Consider the following 16463-nt stretch of genomic DNA (forward strand, 5'->3'; position numbering starts at 1 on the left):
CCGGGCGCCGCCCGCAGCCGGCGCCCAGTTGCACATTCAATTGGCGAAAACGGGGGTCGATCAATGATTACCCACCTGCAAAAATGGGAGTACAATGCGCGCCCCCCGCTCGAGCAGACCTGAGGTCTTCAGGCTTCCCAATTTCAACATCTTGTTTCTCGCAGGAGTACCCAGGCTTCATGACCATCTCAAACAAAGCTTCGGCCCATTCTGAACCGTTTGCCAGCCTTCTGGATACGGATGAGTGGTCGGCGGCGGCCAGCGCCGAGCTGTACGGTATTCGCGAATGGGGTGCTGATTATTTCAACGTCAGCGACGACGGCCAGGTGTCGGTAGTGGTGCCATTCGGCGACAAGACCGTATCGGTGCCGCTGATGGATATCGTGCAGGGCATGAAGGAGCGCGGCCTGGAAATGCCGGTGGTGCTGCGCATCGAGAATCTGCTCGATCACCGCCTGAGCCAGCTCAACGAAGCCTTCGCCAAGGCCATTGCCACCGTGGGCTACCGGAACGAATATCGCGGCGTCTTCCCGATCAAGGTCAATCAGCAGTTTCACGTGATCGAGGAGATCGCCTCCTTTGGCGCGCGCTACCACCACGGTCTGGAAGCGGGCAGCAAGGCGGAGCTGATTATTGCTCTGTCCCAGCTCCAGGACATGGACAGCCTGATCATCTGCAATGGCTACAAGGACGCGGAATTTGTCGAGCTCGGCCTGTACGCCGTCCAGATGGGCGTGCGCTGTTTCTTTGTGGCGGAGACGCCGGCGGAAATACCCATCATTATCGAACGCAGTCGCGCCCTCGGCATCCGCCCTCTGATCGGTGCGCGCATGAAGCTGTCGGCAAAGGTGGACGGCCACTGGGCGGCGGACAGCGGCGATCAGAGTATCTTTGGCCTCACTCCTTCCCAGCTCATCGATGTGATCGATCAGTTGAAGGCGGCGGACATGCTCGACTGCCTGCAGCTCCTGCATGCCCATCTGGGCTCTCAAATCCCCAATATTCGGAACATCCGCCTGGGTGTGCTGGAGGCCTGCCGCTACTACGTGAGCCTGGTGGAAGAGGGTGCTCCCATGGGCTACCTGGATCTGGGCGGCGGACTGGCCGTCGACTACGACGGAACGCGCTCCAACAGCACGCACAGCATGAACTACCGGCTGGACGAATACTGTGTGGACATTGTCGAGGCCGTTTGCGAAACCCTGGACTCCCAGGACATTCCCCACCCGGTGATCGTTACCGAATCCGGTCGCGCTACCATTGCCTATTCCTCGGTGCTGCTGTTCAACGTGCTGGACGTGCGCAAGCCGGAGCCGGCCAATCTTCCTGCCGAGCCGCCTGCGGATGCTCACGAGCTCATCGCCAATCTCGCGTCGGTGCTGAACTCGGTGTCGCCCGCCAATCTGCAGGAGAGCTTCAACGACGCACTCTACTACCGCGATGAAGTGTACGAACTGTTCCGGCACGGCCAGATGAACCTCCGCCATCGCGCGCTGGCAGACAAGTACTGCCGGGCCGTGCTCTACAAGATCGCGCAACTGCTGCCCCAGGCGCGCCGTGTTTCGCCCGAGCTGGAGGCTTTGCCCGAGCTTCTGTGTGACATTTACTACGGCAACTTCAGCGTGTTCCAGTCGCTGCCGGATATCTGGGCCATCGATCAGCTATTCCCCATCATGCCCATCGAGCGGCTGGGTGAAAAACCCACGCGTCAGGCGATTCTTGCGGATCTGACCTGTGATTGTGATGGCAAGATCGATCGATTCGCACATCCCAACGGCCAGATGACAACCCTGCCCCTGCATCAGGTGAGCGAAAACGAGGAGTATCACCTGGCGGTGTTCCTGGTGGGTGCCTATCAGGAGACCCTCGGCGATCTGCATAACCTGTTCGGCGATACGAACGTGGTGAGCGTGCGAATCGAAGAGGACGGTCACTTTGAATTCGTCCGAGAGTTCCAGGGGGACCGAATCGCCGACGTACTCAGCTACGTGGAGTACAACCCTCAGGACATGCTGGAGAAATTCCGCAAAACTGCGGAGCGGGCCGTGCGCAGTGGCAAGATCTCGCCAGCAGCGCGCAAGGAAATGCTGCATGCATTTTCCGAAAGCCTTCGCGGCTATACCTACTTCGAACGCTGATCTTGTCAGCGGAAATCATCTGGGTCTGAACGGACGGGGACAGTTTTATGAGCAAGGTCATCATTATCGGAGCCGGCGGAGTCGGCGGTGTGGTTACTCACAAGTGCGCGCAGGTGCCGGAAGTTTTTTCCCACATCGTGCTGGCCAGCCGCACCAAGGAAAAGTGTGATCAGATTGCCGCCCAGCTGGACCGGCCCATCGTCACCGCCGCGGTCGACGCGGACAGCGTGCCCGAGCTGCTGGACTTGTTCCGGGCCCACCAGCCGGATCTGGTGATCAATGTCGCATTGCCCTACCAGGATCTCACGATCATGGATGCCTGCCTGGAGTACGGTGTTCACTACCTGGACACGGCCAACTACGAACCTCCGGAAACGGCGAAATTCGAATACAAGTGGCAGTGGGCCTACCAGGATCGGTTCCGGGAGGCGGGGCTGATGGCGCTGCTTGGTTCCGGTTTCGACCCGGGGGCCACCAACGTGTTTACCGCGTATCTCGCCAAGCACTACATTGATGAGGTGGAAAGCCTGAACATCATCGACGTCAATGGCGGCGATCACGGCTACCCCTTTGCCACCAACTTCAATCCGGAGATCAATATCCGTGAAGTGTCGGCTCCCAGTCGTCACTGGGAAGATGGCGCGTTCCGGGAAACCCCGCCCATGTCCCTTTCCAGGGCCTTCACGTGCCCGGATGCTGTGGGCACCTACAACATCTATCGCATGTACCACGAAGAGTTGGAATCACTCAGCAAGCATTTTCCTTCCCTGAACAAGGCCCAGTTCTGGATGAGCTTCTCCGATAATTACCTCAAGCATCTGGAAGTGCTGGAAAACGTGGGCATGACCGGCATCGAGCCTGTGGACTTCCAGGGACAGAAGATCATCCCCTTGCAGTTTCTCAAGGCCCTGCTCCCGGATCCGGCCAGTCTGGGTCCGCGCACCAAGGGCAAAACCTGCATTGGCTGTCTGGTGAAAGGAAAGAAGAACGGCGAAGCAAAGTCCGCGTTCATCTACAACATCAAGGATCACCAGGACTGCTACCGTGAGGTGCAATCCCAGGCCATTTCCTACACCACCGGAGTGCCCGCCATGATCGGCGCCAAGATGATGCTGGAGGGCAAGTGGATGGAGCCGGGCGTATGGAACATGGAGCAGCTCGATCCGGATCCCTTCCTGGAGGACATGAACCGCTACGGCCTGCCCTGGCAGGTCATTGAAGATCCGGACTTCGCCGCCGATTTCGATTGAGCGGAAGGCCTGCCGATGAACCCGATGCGAACTGATTTTTCCAGGCTGGACTTATCGCGCCTGCCAGGCCTCTGCTATGTGGTGGATGAAGTGGCGGTGCGGCAGAACCTCGAGATCCTCGCCGATGTCCAGCGCCAGAGCGGAGCAAAAATCCTCGCCGCGCTGAAGGCCTTTTCCATGTGGTCCCTCGGCCCCATGACCGCCCGATACCTGAGTGGCACCTGCGCGAGCGGCCTCCACGAAGCCACCCTTGCGGACGAATGTTACGGCGGCGAGAACCATGTGTTTTCCGCTGCCTATTCCCTGGAGGATCTGGAGCAGATTCTGCGGATTGCCGATACGGTGGTGTTCAATTCCTTCGGTCAGTGGCAGCGGTTTCGCTCTCTTGCCGAGCAGGCTCGTCACCAGCGGCCGTCCCTGAGTTTCGGGCTGCGCATCAATCCCGAACATTCCGAGGGAGCCGTGCCGATCTACGATCCCTGCGCGCCCGGCTCACGGCTGGGAATTCCTGCGTCCCGGTTTGCCGGGCAGGATCTGGAGGGCATTTCCGGGCTGCACTTTCACACTCTCTGCGAACAGGGCTTTGCGCCCCTGCAGCGCACTCTGGCTGCTGTGGAGGCGAAGTTCGGCGAGTATCTGCCGCGCATGAAGTGGGTGAACTTCGGCGGCGGGCACCACATCACCCGATCGGATTACGACAGGGAGGCCCTGATCGAGACCGTCAGGGACTTCTCCCGGCGTTACGGTGTGCAGGTCTACCTGGAGCCGGGCGAGGCGATCGCAATTGGCACCGGCGTTCTTGTAGCGGAGGTTCTGGACCTGGGCTGGAACGAGATGGATCAGGCCATCCTCAACACCTCTGCCACCTGCCACATGCCCGATACCCTGGAAATGCCCTACCGCGCCGACATTACCGGCGCCGCGCCGGCGGGAGCCCTCCCCAACACCTACCGTCTGGGCGGCATGACCTGCCTGGCCGGCGACGTGATCGGGGATTACTCCTTTGCGCAACCCTTACAGGTGGGCGATCGGCTCGTCTTCGAAGACATGGCCCACTACACCATGGTCAAAACCACCACCTTCAACGGCACCAAACTTCCCGCGATTGTGCTCTGGAATTCAGAAACCGATGCTCTTCGCGTGGTGCGGGAGTTTGGTTATCCGGATTTCAAAACCCGTCTGTCCTGAACACTTGATTTTCTGAATACTGCCACGAGAACTGCCATGTCCGCTGATTCCATGATTTTCCTCGGTTCCGAGATCGAGCAGCCGAACCCCGAAGCCGCACGCTTCCATATCCTGCCCATCCCCTTCGAGCGCACGGTTTCCTACGGCGGCGGCACGGGCCTGGGTCCCGCCGCCATTATCGAGGCCTCCCAGCAACTGGAAGTCTGGGATGGGAAGAGCAACCCGAGCAACCTCGGCATTTATACCCACCCGGACGTGGATTGCAGTGGTGACGCTGAACAGGTGATTGAGCGGATCGCCACGGCCACCGCTTCCATCCTGTCGACCGGTGGCATGCCCGTCGGCATTGGAGGGGAACATACCGTAACCTGGGGGATCATCAAGGCTTACCTGGACGCAGGCATTAAGGATTTTGGTGTGGTCCAGATCGATGCCCACGCGGATTTGCGCCACGCCTATGAGGATGATCTTTACAGTCACGCCTCGGTGATGAAGCGCGTGGTGGAAGCGGGTGTGCCGCTTTATCAGCTGGGCATCCGGGCCTACTGCGAAGAGGAGATGGCGGCGCGGAAGGAATACGGAGTGCGCTACCGGGATGCGGACGACCTGGTTCCCGGCAATGTCAGCGCCATTGAGCTACCGGCGGATTTCCCCAAAAAGGTCTTTTTCACACTGGATATCGACGGCATGGACCCGAGTATCTTCCCGTCCACGGGCACACCCGTACCGGGCGGCCTGGGTTGGTATCAGACGCTCGGGTTGTTTGAATCCGTGGCGCGGCAGAGGGAAATCATCGGCATGGACCTGCTGGAGTTCGCGCCGATTCCGAACTTCCACGCCTACGAGTTCGCGGCCAGCCAGTTGCTGTACAAACTGATGGGTATCGTGCAGCGCAGCTGGGACCAATAACGCCCGGTTGAAAATCGGCAGTGTCCCGGTAGGATGCGGAAGGCGCGATAACGACCCGACGCCGAAACCAACGACTTACAATAACAAAGGTAGACACGATGAGCCAAGTTGCCACGACTTTGCTGGGAGCATGCTTGCTGCTGGCTGCGGGAACCATAGCCGCGGAAGGCTATCAGGTTCCGCGTCTCCCGGATGGAACGCCGGACTTCCAGGGTATTTGGCGCAATTCCACCGCGACACCGCTGGAGCGGGACCCCAGTCTCGGAGATCGCCGGGCGTTTTCCGAAGCTGAAGCGGCCGCAATTCGTGCCGCGGCACTGAATCGCGTCAATGAAGACGCAAAGCCCACCGACCCCGACGCGCCGCCACCCAAGGCGGAAGCTCTTCCCCCAGTGGGCAATTACAATCTTTTCTGGACGGATCGCGGCATGAGCGTCGCGCAAATCAATGGGGAATACCGCACCTCCATGATCATCGATCCACCCGACGGGCGGATTCCACCTCTTACGGAATCTGCTCGGGAGCGCAGAAAGGCGGGGCGCGGGCCAGGGCGCAGCGACGGCCCCGAAGGCCGCTCGCTGGGTGAGCGCTGCCTGCTTTCCTTCGGCTCCCTTTCGGGGCCGCCCATGCTCCCGGTCATGTACAACAGCCACTATCAGTTTGTGCAGACCCCCGGCTACATGATGATCCTGGTGGAAATGGTCCACGACGTCCGCCTTATTCGTATTGGCGAAGACCTCGAACACGATCAGCGACGCAAGTGGATGGGCGACTCCATCGGTCACTGGGAGGGCGACACACTGGTGGTGGAGACGACCAACTTCCGGCCGGAGCAAAGTTTCAGGGGATCGTCGCCGGATATGGTGGTTACGGAACGTTTCACCCGGGTAGCGGATGACAAGATTGTGTACCGCTTTACGGTGGAGGATCCGGCGGCCTTCGAGCGCCCGTTCACGGGCGAACTTCCGTTCACTACGACGGACGAGCAGATTTACGAGTACGCCTGCCACGAAGGCAACTACGGGCTGCCGGGGATACTGGGCGGCGCGCGCAGGGAAGAGCGGGAAGCCCCGGGCGCCGGGCGCAATTAGCCGATCACAGGGGCGCGGCGGCGGAGCCCTTCCGCCGCGAGTTCTATTTCATTTGGCAACGGCCGATACGTCAACGAGCCAGGAGTAAACACACACCAACGAACCCACAGCACGCTGACGAGGGATGCACATGCATTTCGCGGACACCAACAAGCAAACCGTCGATGCGAGGGCCGGATCAGCGCGTATCCGGGACATGGAGACGATCGCGGGAGCAGCGGTTCTGGAGCCTTCGCAATGCACCTGGGACGATCTGGCATTGCCTCCCCGCAGCCAGAAAACCGTTCGGGAGCTGTCCCGCAGGGCCGCCTCGGGCCGCGCAGTTGCGGCGCTGCTATCCGGGCCTTCCGGCGGTGGCAAAACCCGTACTGCGGGCCTGATTGCGCGGGACCTGGAGCGTCAGTTGGTGCATGTCAGGCTTTCCCGGTTGCGGGGCCGGAGCGCGGAGTTCGTGCGCGCCACACTCGAACGTGTTTTCGACCTCGCCGAGCCCGACTCGGAGGTGCTTCTCTTCGACGAAGCCGAGGCGCTGTTCTGTCGGGGGTGCGCAGAGGATGACCGGAGCCCGGATCTGGTGGAGCACTTTATCCGCTGGGTGGAGAACTTTCCGGGTGTGGCCATTCTCGCGACGGATCACGGCAAGCGAATCAACCCCGCGCTCGTCCATCGGCTCCATTACGCTTTGCGAATCTAAGCTGCCAGACGAGAGTCGCCGACGTAATCTCCGCCAGCCTTAGACGTTCCAATGCTCAATAAATATTACGACTAATCAGTCAGTTAGAGCTGGATGAAAACAACGAAAATTGCAACCTTTCTTAACGCGATCTTCCTTGAAAAGCTGACCGCAAACACCCGATGATTGCGGGTCAGCGTGGGCGTTTTCTGCCGGGGCGAGCCCGGCAAGCCCAGCGCCTATCCGGCGCTAATAACAATAATTTCCGGAAGTGACTACAAGAACCAGAGAGAATCATCTCGAGAGAACAACGAGGGGACGCAAACGCGTCACCACAAGAACGACACTAGCTGGACGATGAGGGTTGTACAATGAAACGAATTGCAAGCTTACTGACCATGGCGGCCCTTGCTGCCCCGTCACTGGCAGTCATGCCAGGCGACAAGGTCGACAACTTCAAGTTGCTCGACCACAAGGGCAAGATGCACGAACTCTACTATATGTCGGACAAGGAAGCCGTGGTCATCATGGTTCAGGGCAATGGCTGCCCGATTGTCCGCAACGCCAATCACACCTTCAACGATCTGCAGAGCGAGTACGAGGACAAGGGAGTCGCCTTCCTGATGCTCAACGCTAATCTGCAGGACAATCGCGACAGCATCGCCAAGGAAGCGGCCGAGTTCGGCATCGAAGCGCCCATCCTCGTGGACGAGACGCAACTCATCGCCGAGTCCCTCGACGTGGAGCGCACCGCCGACACCTTTGTCATCGACCCCGATACCTGGAAAGTGGTGTACCGTGGTTCCCTCGATGACCGTCTGGGATACGAGACCCAGAAGCAGAAGGCTTCCAACAATTACGTGGCCGACGCCCTGGATGCTGTCCTGGCGGACAAGAAGATCAAAGTTGCGCAGACCGACGCCAAGGGCTGTCTGGTTGCACTGCCGGAGAAGGAGCGTCGCGCGGAACACAAGCAGATCTCCTACTCCGAGGACATCGCCCCCATTCTGATCGACAAGTGTGTCGACTGTCACCGTGATGGCGGCATCGGTCCGTTTGCCATGAACGACTACAACATGATCAAGGGCTTCGCGCCGATGATCCGCGAAGTTGTTCGCACCAAGCGCATGCCGCCCTGGCACGCTGACCCGCACATCGGCGAATTCTCCAACGACCGCAGCCTGAGCGCCGAGCAGGTCAAAACGCTGGTCCACTGGATCGAAGCGGGCGCTCCCCGCGGGGACGGTCCTGACACCCTGGCCAACTACGAAGGCGACTGGCCCGAATGGGAGCTGGGTGAGCCTGACGTTGTGGTGGAAATCCCCGCCTACGATGTACCGGCTACCGGAATCATCGATTATCTGAATCCCCGCGCCAAAAACCCGCTGCCGGAAGACGCCTGGGTTCGCGCTGTTGAGATCCAGCCCGGTTCCCGGCAAGCGCTCCACCACGTGATTACCACTTTCGGTGTGCCCAACGACAAGGCGCCCGGTGGCTTCCAGCTGATGGGCGGTCTGGGCGGTTATGTTCCCGGCAACCCCGGTGAGGAATTCCCCGAGGGTACCGGTATCTTCCTGCCCAAGGGTGCGGTTTTCAATTTCCAGATGCACTACACCACCTTTGGTAAGGCGGTAACGGACAAGTCGCGCATGGGTATTTACCTGCACAAGGAAAAGCCCAAGTATCCGCTGAGCGCGATCACGATGCTGAATACCCAGATCAAGATCCCGCCACACACCAAAGAGCATTGGGAGAAAAAAGAAACCCGTCCGCTGGAGCGGGACATCCTGGTCTACAGCCTGCTGCCGCACGCTCATTTCCGCGGCAAGGCGGCCACCTACGTGGCACGTTACCCGGATGGCAAGGAAGAGACCCTGCTGTCAGTACCCAACTATGACTTCAACTGGCAAACCACCTACCATCTGGAAGAGCCCAAGATGCTGCCGGCCGGTACCGTGATCGTTTACAACCAGAGCTGGGACAACTCCGCGCAGAACCCTGCGAACCCGGACCCGACTCGTGAGGTACCCTGGGGCGAGCAGAGCTTTGACGAGATGCTGTTTGGCAACATCAAGTACCGCTACGCCAACCCCCGGCCGGGCGACATGTCCTCCGGCATCAGCGTGGGAGCACGCGACTGACTGCGGCATTTGATTCCGCACCCGAAAGCCCCGGCCATTGGCCGGGGCTTTCTTTTTGGGGGGGCCATGGGGACGCCTCGTTGGGTTCGGGCGTAATTCGCAATTGGCGCTGTGAATGGGGCTGCTTTCTGTTATAGTGCCGCAGCTCGCGCACTCGGTCTGCGCCTGACTGACCATTGCCCTGACTCGTCTGTAGTCCTCTCTGTTTAGTCCTCTTTTATCCTTCCTGCCTTGACCGACGATTGCCGCACTCGCTGCGTCACTTTGTTTGGCCGGTCCACAATCGAGAAAATCTATGTCATTTGAAAGTCTCGGCCTTTCGGCCGATCTGCTGCGTGCTGTCCGGGAACAAGGCTACACGGAAGCAACCCCTGTTCAGGCCCAGGCCATCCCCGCCGTACTGGAAGGCCGTGATGTCCTCGCTGGCGCTCAGACAGGGACCGGCAAGACAGCGGGCTTCACCTTGCCCCTGCTCCAGCGACTGAGCCAGACACCCCAAGGCAGCAAGTTCCGGCCGGTGCGCGCCCTGATTCTGACCCCCACCCGCGAACTGGCCAGCCAGGTCGAGGCCAGTGTGCGGGCCTACGGCAAGTACAGCCGCCTGTTCTCCACCGCCGTCTTCGGCGGCGTGAAGATCGGCCCCCAAATCAACAAGCTGCGTCGCGGGGTGGATATCGTTGTGGCCTGCCCGGGCCGGTTGCTGGACCTGGTGGATCAGCGTGAGATCGATCTTTCCACCGTGGAAATGTTCGTGCTTGATGAAGCAGACCGTATGCTGGACATGGGTTTTATACCCGCAATCCGTCGCATCGTTCGCCTGCTGCCCGAGCAGCGCCAGACCCTGTTCTTCTCCGCCACCTATTCGCCGGAAATCAAGAAACTCGCCGACAACCTGCTGCAATCACCCATCAGCATCGAAGTGGCCCGTCGCAACACGGCGGCGGAAACGGTAACCCAGCGAGTGCACCCGGTGGAAGGGCCGCGCAAACGCGCGCTTTTGTCCGAGCTCATCGGTTCCGGCAACTGGCGCCAGGTGCTGGTGTTTACCCGCACAAAACGCGGCGCTGATCGCCTCTCCCGGCAACTGAATACGGATGGGCTGAGTGCCACGGCCATCCACGGGGATAAGGCCCAGGGCGCACGCAACCGGGCTTTGGCGGATTTCAAAAACGGCAAGGCCAGAGTGCTGGTGGCCACCGACGTGGCCGCTCGCGGCCTGGATATCGATCACCTGCCGTACGTAGTGAACTACGATCTGCCCATGGTGGCGGAGGACTATGTGCATCGAATCGGGCGGACCGGACGAGCCGGGAACTCCGGCGAGGCAATCTCCTTTGTGTCGGAAGATGAGCGCAACCTGCTGCACGCAATCGAGCGCTTGCTCAAGCGCCAGCTCCCCCGCCACGCCGTATCCGGCTTTGAGCCTGAATTCCGCCTGCCGCCCACGGATCTGGAGCGCAGGCCCGGCAAGGGGGGTCAGCAACCCAAAGCGCGTCGAGCAAATCCGGGCCGGCCCGCCAAGCCGCGAACCTCCCAATCGCGCCCCGGTCAGGGAGCCGACTCGCGGCGCAACCGACGTTCCCAGGCTGCGCCGGGGCAGCGGCGCCAAGCCTCTGGCCGGCGTTCCTGAGCCCCGGGGTCCTGTTAAAATCGCCGTTTTGCCGGTCCTTCGACCGGCTTCTCCGAGGAGGATGGCACGAGAATGAGTGAAGAAGTGATCGGCAAGGACAAGGTTGTGGCCTTCCACTACCGGATGTACCGCCAGGAAGACGATGGCACGCGTGGAGAACTGCTGGAATCATCCCACGAGCGGGAGCCGGTGTCCTATCTGCACGGCCATCGCAACATCATCCCCGGCCTGGAAGCCGCCATGACCGGCAAAGCACTCGGCGAGGAATTCAAGGTGGGGCTGGCTCCCGAGCAGGCTTACGGCGTACGCCAGCCCAACTCTGTCCAGCGCGTCCCCGTCAAGCATCTTCACCTGCCGGGCAAGAACGCCAAAGTGCGCGCGGGGGACGTAGTGGCTGTGCAGACGGAGCGTGGTCCGCGCCACGTGGTAGTGGTCAAGGCCGGCAAATTTACGGTGGACGTGGATACCAACCATCCGCTGGCCGGAATTGCGCTGGACTACGAGATCAAAATCGAAAGCATTCGCGACGCGAGTGCGGAAGAGATTGCGCACGGGCATGTGCACGGGCCCGGCGGACACCATCACTAGCAACGTTCCTGAGGCGTAATTCAGGCTTTTTTGCTGCGGCGGGCAGTGCTTCGCTTTGGCCGTTCATTGTGGCCGCAGACCGCACGGAATCCGGCCGCAATGAAGGGAATCATGTGTTCATAAGCCGCTTCAAAATCAGTGGAGCGGCAGGTGCCCCCGGACAGCTTGTCGATGCGGCCGGTCTGGGCAAGGGTGAGCGCCAGGGCACCGGACAGATAATGGTAGCTCCAGTAAATATCCTCGTCCCGCGCGTTCGGGAGCACCTGGCGCAGCGCCTCCACAAATTCCTCCACCAGTGTGTCGTAAACGTGGGGCATCATCTCCTTGCTCCACACCGGGGATGCCATGATATGGGCGAGCAGTGCCAGATAATTGCGCCAGCCCGGGTCTCCGGTTTCCTGGGCTAATTTGAGGGGCAGCAGGAAGGCCTCGATAATCTGCTCCAGAGTCTGTTCCTTGCCGCGACTCGAGTAAAGGACCTCCCGGCGGGTGCTGTTGAGCATGTCCGCACGACGCATGAACACCGCGTCGAATACATCCCGTTTTTTTCCGAAGTGATAGCTCGCCAGAGCCACGTCCACCCCGGCCCCACTGGCGATCTGTCGCATGGTTACCCCGTCGAAGCCGTGCCGGGCGAAGAGCTCTTCCGCCACGTCCAGTATCCGGTCCCGCTTGCTGGTATTCCCGGCCTTCGCCATCCTCACTCCCGTTGATTCCCCACCTGCCGGCGATCGTCAGCCAGACGCGAGCCATGCCACCGGCGATTTCAAAACTGTGTCGTAAGATACCACGCTTGCGAATTCAACACATGTTGAATTACACTGGCGCCGCTCGGAACTCGTAAGCGAGTCAATAACAATAACGCCGGAGAGCAGCAATGGGTGCGGAAATCTTCAAGTATGGTCTGAGCCTGGCCTATGTATCGCTGGTTTTCTGGTTGTCCTGGGTCGGTATGCGCCGCACCGGCGATATCCAGGGATTCTCGATCGGTAACAAGGACATGAATCCTTATCTGGTGGGAATGACCCTCGCTGCATCCATCGCATCCACCTCCACCTTTGTAATCAATCCGGGCTTTGTCTACACCCACGGGCTGTCCGCCTATATTCATTATGGCCTCGCGGCTCCCCTGGGGGTGCTGTGCGCATTCTGCATCCTGACCCGGGGCTTTCTCCGGCTGGGCGAGAGCGGGCGCGCGGCGACCATTCCGGAGTGGATACATCACCGCTACCAGCATCGCGGCTTGAGTCTGTTTTTCGCGCTCATCAACCTTCTTTCCATTACTTTCGTTGTTCTTATCCTGGTCGGTTGCAGCATGTTGATGGCGAGTCTTTTCGCCATTCCCGAAAAAACCGCTTTGATCCTTACCCTGCTGTTCGTCTTCTCCTACGTCATCATGGGCGGAACCTACGCCCACGCCTACACCAACACCTTGCAGGGCTTCATGATGCTGGGGGTGGTGCTGTTCCTGTTTGTGTACGGTTTTCGACACTTCGACGGGAACGTGTTCGCCGCGCTGCGATCGGTGGGTCCCGAATTCGCGGCCGCCTATAACCCTGCCAGCGATCTGTACTTCGACTTTTTCTCGGTATTTGCCAGCGGCTTCATCATCACCTTCGCTCTGATGCTACAGCCGCATATTCTTACCAAGGTCCTGTATCTCCGCAGCCAGAAAGACGTGCGCACGTTTATCGGCACCACAGTGGTGGTGGGAACCGTTTTCACCCTGATGCTGTTCATGGGTTTTTACGCGCGTCTGGCCGGCGTCGATGTGTCTGCACAGGACGCTGTGGTGAATGAGTATCTCCTCCACGAGTTCGCCGGTTCCGAGTGGGGCGGGTACGTGCTGGTTGTCATCATGCTGGCGCTGCTGGCAGCGGGCATGAGTACACTGGACGGTATTCTTGTGTCCCTTTCGGCCATGGTGGTCAAGGATATCGTGATTCCCTTCACGGGCCGGACCGACCGCGCCCTGTTGTTTTCCCGCCTGGTACTGCTCGGTATAGGCGTCGCCGGAGCCGCTCTGGCCTGGGATCCACCGCCCCTGATCGGGTTGTTCGCCCAGAAGGGTGTGTATGGCCTTGCCGCCGCCTCACTGGTGCCCATCCTCTTCGGAGTACTCATCCGGGATCCAATTCCGTTGTGGGTCGTGGCGGGCGCGGCGGCCATTGGCCTGGTGGGTCATCTGTACCTCAACCTGATTCACGGTATTGAAAACCCCGCCGTGTCTTCCAGCTATGCCATTCTGGCCTCAACCGCCTACGCGATTCTGGGATTGTCTCTGACCCGGCTGCTCGGAAAACCGGTTCCCTCTGGGCAAACGGTTCGGAATCGCTAGCCAGACTCATCTCGCCTGTTGGTTCCCTAAGGTGTCGTGGCATCGAAACTCTTGTTCCCGCAGAGCCCTGCCGGTCGGGCTCTGTTCTGCGTCAACCATTTCCGCCCGACGAATGGTATTGACAGTTCAACAACCGTTGAATAGGCTTTGCTTTAAATTCAACGAACGTTGAAAACCTGGGCGTGCAAAATCCAAGTCCCGGCTACCTCCGACTCTGCAGACAACAATAACAAGGACACTCAAATGAAGATCACCAGCATCCAAGCAAACCTCAGCGTCAGTGTTGCCTGCCTCGCGGCCCTGGGCGCAATTCCCTCCTTCGCCCAACCGGCTGACGGCGCCTACATCGAAGAGGTGGTCGTCACTGCCCGCCGTCGCACGGAAAACATGCAGGACGTACCGGTTGCGGTCAGCGCGTTCACCGCTGACGCCCTTGAACGGCGCGGTGTAACCGACATTACTGAACTGCAGCAGCAGGTTCCGAATACAACCCTGCAAGTCAGTCGCGGCACCAATACCACCTTGACCGCTTACATTCGCGGTATCGGTCAGCAGGATCCCTTGTGGGGCTTCGAGCCGGGTGTCGGGATCTACATCGATGACGTTTACGTGGCCCGCCCCCAGGGGGCCGTGCTGGACATCCTGGACCTGGAGAATGTCGAAGTGCTGCGCGGACCGCAGGGAACGCTGTACGGCAAGAACACAATCGGCGGGGCAGTGAAGTATCAGACCCGCACCCTCGGCAATGATCCGAGCTTCCATTTCACGGGCCGAGCGGGCAGCTACAACCAGCGCGACGTTCTCGTATCCGGATCGTTGCCGCTCATCGAAGACAAGCTCTTCATCGGAGGTGGCGCGGCCACACTGAAGCGGGACGGCTTCGGTGAGTTTCGCAACACCGGCGACGATAACTACAACAAGGATGTAACCACCGGTCATGTGAAAGTACAGTGGAACGCGGCTGACAATTTGCAGGTCACCCTCAGCGGCGACAAGACCGAAGACAACGGCAACCCGCGCGGCGGTTACCGACTGACACCCAGCCTTGTAACCGGTCAGCAGCCTTACAACGACGTCTATGACAGTGACATCAGTCTCTCGGGCGACAACGAAGTGACCACTCAGGGCGCCTCCCTCCGCTTGGCCTGGCAAATCGACGACGCACTGGAATTAAAATCCATAACTGCCAGCCGGGAAGGCGATACCTATACATCCATCGACTTTGATGCCACTGCCGAACCCAGTTTCGACGTTCCGGCGGTCTATGACGATGAGCAGTTCACCCAGGAGTTCCAGGTCAGCTACAGCGGTGACCAACTGAGCATGGTGGGCGGTCTGTACTACTTCGAAGGGGACGCATGTGGCGCCTTCGGAGTAGTGCTGGGTTTGGTGGGCGTCACTGCGGAAAACGGTGGATGCGTCCACACGGAAAGTTACTCGGCTTACGCTCAGGCAAGCTACGACTTCAGCAATGCGTTGTCCGTAACAGTAGGCGGTCGTTACACGGACGACGTGAAGGATGCGGACGTCTACCGCTACGTCTTTGCGGGAACCAAACTTCCCAACCAGTATGCTGTGCCAGCAGCCATCCAGTCCGACTTCAGCGGAGAAGAAGACTGGGCCGAGTTCTCACCCCATGTAGGAGTTCAATACAGGTTCAACGACGATGTGATGGCCTATGGCTCTTACACCAGCGGTTTCAAATCCGGGGGTTTCGACATGCGCGCGGACCAGTCGCTGAATCCTTCCGCTCACGAACCTTTCGACCCGGAAATCGTCGACAGCTATGAAGTGGGCCTTAAATCCACCTTGCTGGATTCCCGCCTGCGATTGAACGCGGCGTTGTTCTACAACGATTACACGGACATGCAGATCACGGTGCAGCGGGCAGTAGGCGTCGGGACATACGTCTCCCAGGTGATCAACGCCGGGGAATCGAAAATGAAAGGCCTGGAACTGGAGGCAGTTGCAGCACTCACCGAACGCCTCAACCTGACTGCAATGATCGGCTACATCGACGCCGAATTCGTAACGGTAGACACCTATGACCCGGTTCAGCGCAAGGTGGTGGATGTGTCCGATGAATGGGTGATCTCCAACACTCCGGAATGGACCGCCAATCTGGGCCTGAGTTACTCCGCCGATATTGCCGGTTGGCAGAGTGAGTGGCGCGTTGGAGCAGTCTATCGGGACGGCATGCACATCTTTGAAGTGCCCTCGGCCCTGGATGAAGGCAGCTACACACTTCTGAATGCGGACCTTGTCTTTACCTCCCCCGGCGGCAACTGGCTACTCGGCCTGCACGGCAAAAACCTCGGCAACGAGGAATATCGCATCGCCGGATACAACTTTCCGGCTTCCTTTGACAGCGACGGAACCGTGACAGAGCCCGGCCTGGGCGGCGAGGACACGGTCACCGCCTTCTATGGCGACCCACGCACCGTGATGCTGTCGGTCGGCTATCAGTTCTGATCCCGTTCATCCCTCGAGCTTGGGGCGGCGCCGTCGCCCTTTTTT

The 16463-nt window shown here is 59.8% G+C and carries 12 protein-coding genes; 11 read left to right on the plus strand and 1 reads right to left on the minus strand.

From position 1 onward, the window contains the following. The first annotated feature begins 179 nt into the window (after window positions 1-179). The 9 genes from speA (at window position 180) to ACURWW_RS03540 (ending at window position 11608) form a co-directional block, all read left to right on the plus strand. Window positions 180-2138, plus strand: coding sequence for a biosynthetic arginine decarboxylase (speA, locus tag ACURWW_RS03500; RefSeq protein WP_445615638.1), 1959 nt, complete (start codon window positions 180-182; stop codon window positions 2136-2138). 47 nt (window positions 2139-2185) lie between these two features. Then, window positions 2186-3388, plus strand: a complete 1203-nt coding sequence (locus ACURWW_RS03505) for a saccharopine dehydrogenase family protein (RefSeq protein ID WP_445615639.1) — start codon at window positions 2186-2188, stop codon at window positions 3386-3388. 24 nt (window positions 3389-3412) lie between these two features. Then, entirely contained in the window at window positions 3413-4576 is a 1164-nt protein-coding gene (nspC, locus tag ACURWW_RS03510; protein WP_445615735.1) for a carboxynorspermidine decarboxylase, read from the plus strand. A gap of 36 nt (window positions 4577-4612) precedes the next feature. Continuing rightward, complete coding sequence (speB, locus tag ACURWW_RS03515; RefSeq protein ID WP_445615640.1) at window positions 4613-5485, plus strand: agmatinase; 873 nt, start codon at window positions 4613-4615, stop codon at window positions 5483-5485. A 98-nt stretch (window positions 5486-5583) separates the two neighbouring features. After that, window positions 5584-6576 (plus strand): hypothetical protein, encoded by a 993-nt coding sequence (locus ACURWW_RS03520; RefSeq protein ID WP_445615641.1) that lies wholly within the window; start codon window positions 5584-5586, stop codon window positions 6574-6576. Window positions 6577-6706: 130 nt separating this feature from the next. Beyond that, complete coding sequence (locus ACURWW_RS03525; RefSeq protein WP_445615642.1) at window positions 6707-7270, plus strand: AAA family ATPase; 564 nt, start codon at window positions 6707-6709, stop codon at window positions 7268-7270. A gap of 350 nt (window positions 7271-7620) precedes the next feature. Continuing rightward, on the plus strand, window positions 7621-9390 hold the full coding sequence (locus tag ACURWW_RS03530) for a redoxin domain-containing protein (protein WP_445615643.1): 1770 nt from the start codon (window positions 7621-7623) through the stop codon (window positions 9388-9390). A 295-nt stretch (window positions 9391-9685) separates the two neighbouring features. Continuing rightward, a complete protein-coding gene (locus tag ACURWW_RS03535; protein WP_445615644.1) occupies window positions 9686-11020 on the plus strand; it encodes a DEAD/DEAH box helicase in 1335 nt (444 codons plus the stop codon). A gap of 72 nt (window positions 11021-11092) precedes the next feature. Next, a complete protein-coding gene (locus ACURWW_RS03540) occupies window positions 11093-11608 on the plus strand; it encodes an FKBP-type peptidyl-prolyl cis-trans isomerase (protein ID WP_445615645.1) in 516 nt (171 codons plus the stop codon). Window positions 11609-11628: 20 nt separating this feature from the next. On the opposite strand, the gene ACURWW_RS03545 is transcribed toward ACURWW_RS03540, so the two are convergent. Then, on the minus strand, window positions 11629-12306 hold the full coding sequence (locus ACURWW_RS03545) for a TetR/AcrR family transcriptional regulator (protein ID WP_445615646.1): 678 nt from the start codon (window positions 12304-12306) through the stop codon (window positions 11629-11631). Window positions 12307-12485: 179 nt separating this feature from the next. On the opposite strand from ACURWW_RS03545, the gene ACURWW_RS03550 reads away from it, so the two are divergent. Next, on the plus strand, window positions 12486-13946 hold the full coding sequence (locus ACURWW_RS03550) for a sodium:solute symporter family transporter (RefSeq protein WP_445615647.1): 1461 nt from the start codon (window positions 12486-12488) through the stop codon (window positions 13944-13946). A 243-nt stretch (window positions 13947-14189) separates the two neighbouring features. Further along, window positions 14190-16418, plus strand: coding sequence for a TonB-dependent receptor (locus ACURWW_RS03555; RefSeq protein ID WP_445615648.1), 2229 nt, complete (start codon window positions 14190-14192; stop codon window positions 16416-16418). The last annotated feature ends 45 nt before the right edge of the window (window positions 16419-16463 follow it).

This window comes from Gilvimarinus sp. F26214L (assembly GCF_054401055.1).

Bases quoted from the DNA above. Each gene is read 5' to 3' on its own strand.
- ACURWW_RS03520 (WP_445615641.1), top strand. From the start codon at position 5,584: ATGAGCCAAGTTGCCACGACTTTGCTGGGAGCATGCTTGCTGCTGGCT.
- ACURWW_RS03535 (WP_445615644.1), top strand. From the start codon at position 9,686: ATGTCATTTGAAAGTCTCGGCCTTTCGGCCGATCTGCTGCGTGCTGTC.
- ACURWW_RS03530 (WP_445615643.1), top strand. From the start codon at position 7,621: ATGAAACGAATTGCAAGCTTACTGACCATGGCGGCCCTTGCTGCCCCG.
- ACURWW_RS03555 (WP_445615648.1), top strand. From the start codon at position 14,190: ATGAAGATCACCAGCATCCAAGCAAACCTCAGCGTCAGTGTTGCCTGC.
- ACURWW_RS03545 (WP_445615646.1), bottom strand. From the start codon at position 12,306: ATGGCGAAGGCCGGGAATACCAGCAAGCGGGACCGGATACTGGACGTG.
- ACURWW_RS03505 (WP_445615639.1), top strand. From the start codon at position 2,186: ATGAGCAAGGTCATCATTATCGGAGCCGGCGGAGTCGGCGGTGTGGTT.
- ACURWW_RS03550 (WP_445615647.1), top strand. From the start codon at position 12,486: ATGGGTGCGGAAATCTTCAAGTATGGTCTGAGCCTGGCCTATGTATCG.
- speB (WP_445615640.1), top strand. From the start codon at position 4,613: ATGTCCGCTGATTCCATGATTTTCCTCGGTTCCGAGATCGAGCAGCCG.
- nspC (WP_445615735.1), top strand. From the start codon at position 3,413: ATGCGAACTGATTTTTCCAGGCTGGACTTATCGCGCCTGCCAGGCCTC.
- speA (WP_445615638.1), top strand. From the start codon at position 180: ATGACCATCTCAAACAAAGCTTCGGCCCATTCTGAACCGTTTGCCAGC.
- ACURWW_RS03525 (WP_445615642.1), top strand. From the start codon at position 6,707: ATGCATTTCGCGGACACCAACAAGCAAACCGTCGATGCGAGGGCCGGA.
- ACURWW_RS03540 (WP_445615645.1), top strand. From the start codon at position 11,093: ATGAGTGAAGAAGTGATCGGCAAGGACAAGGTTGTGGCCTTCCACTAC.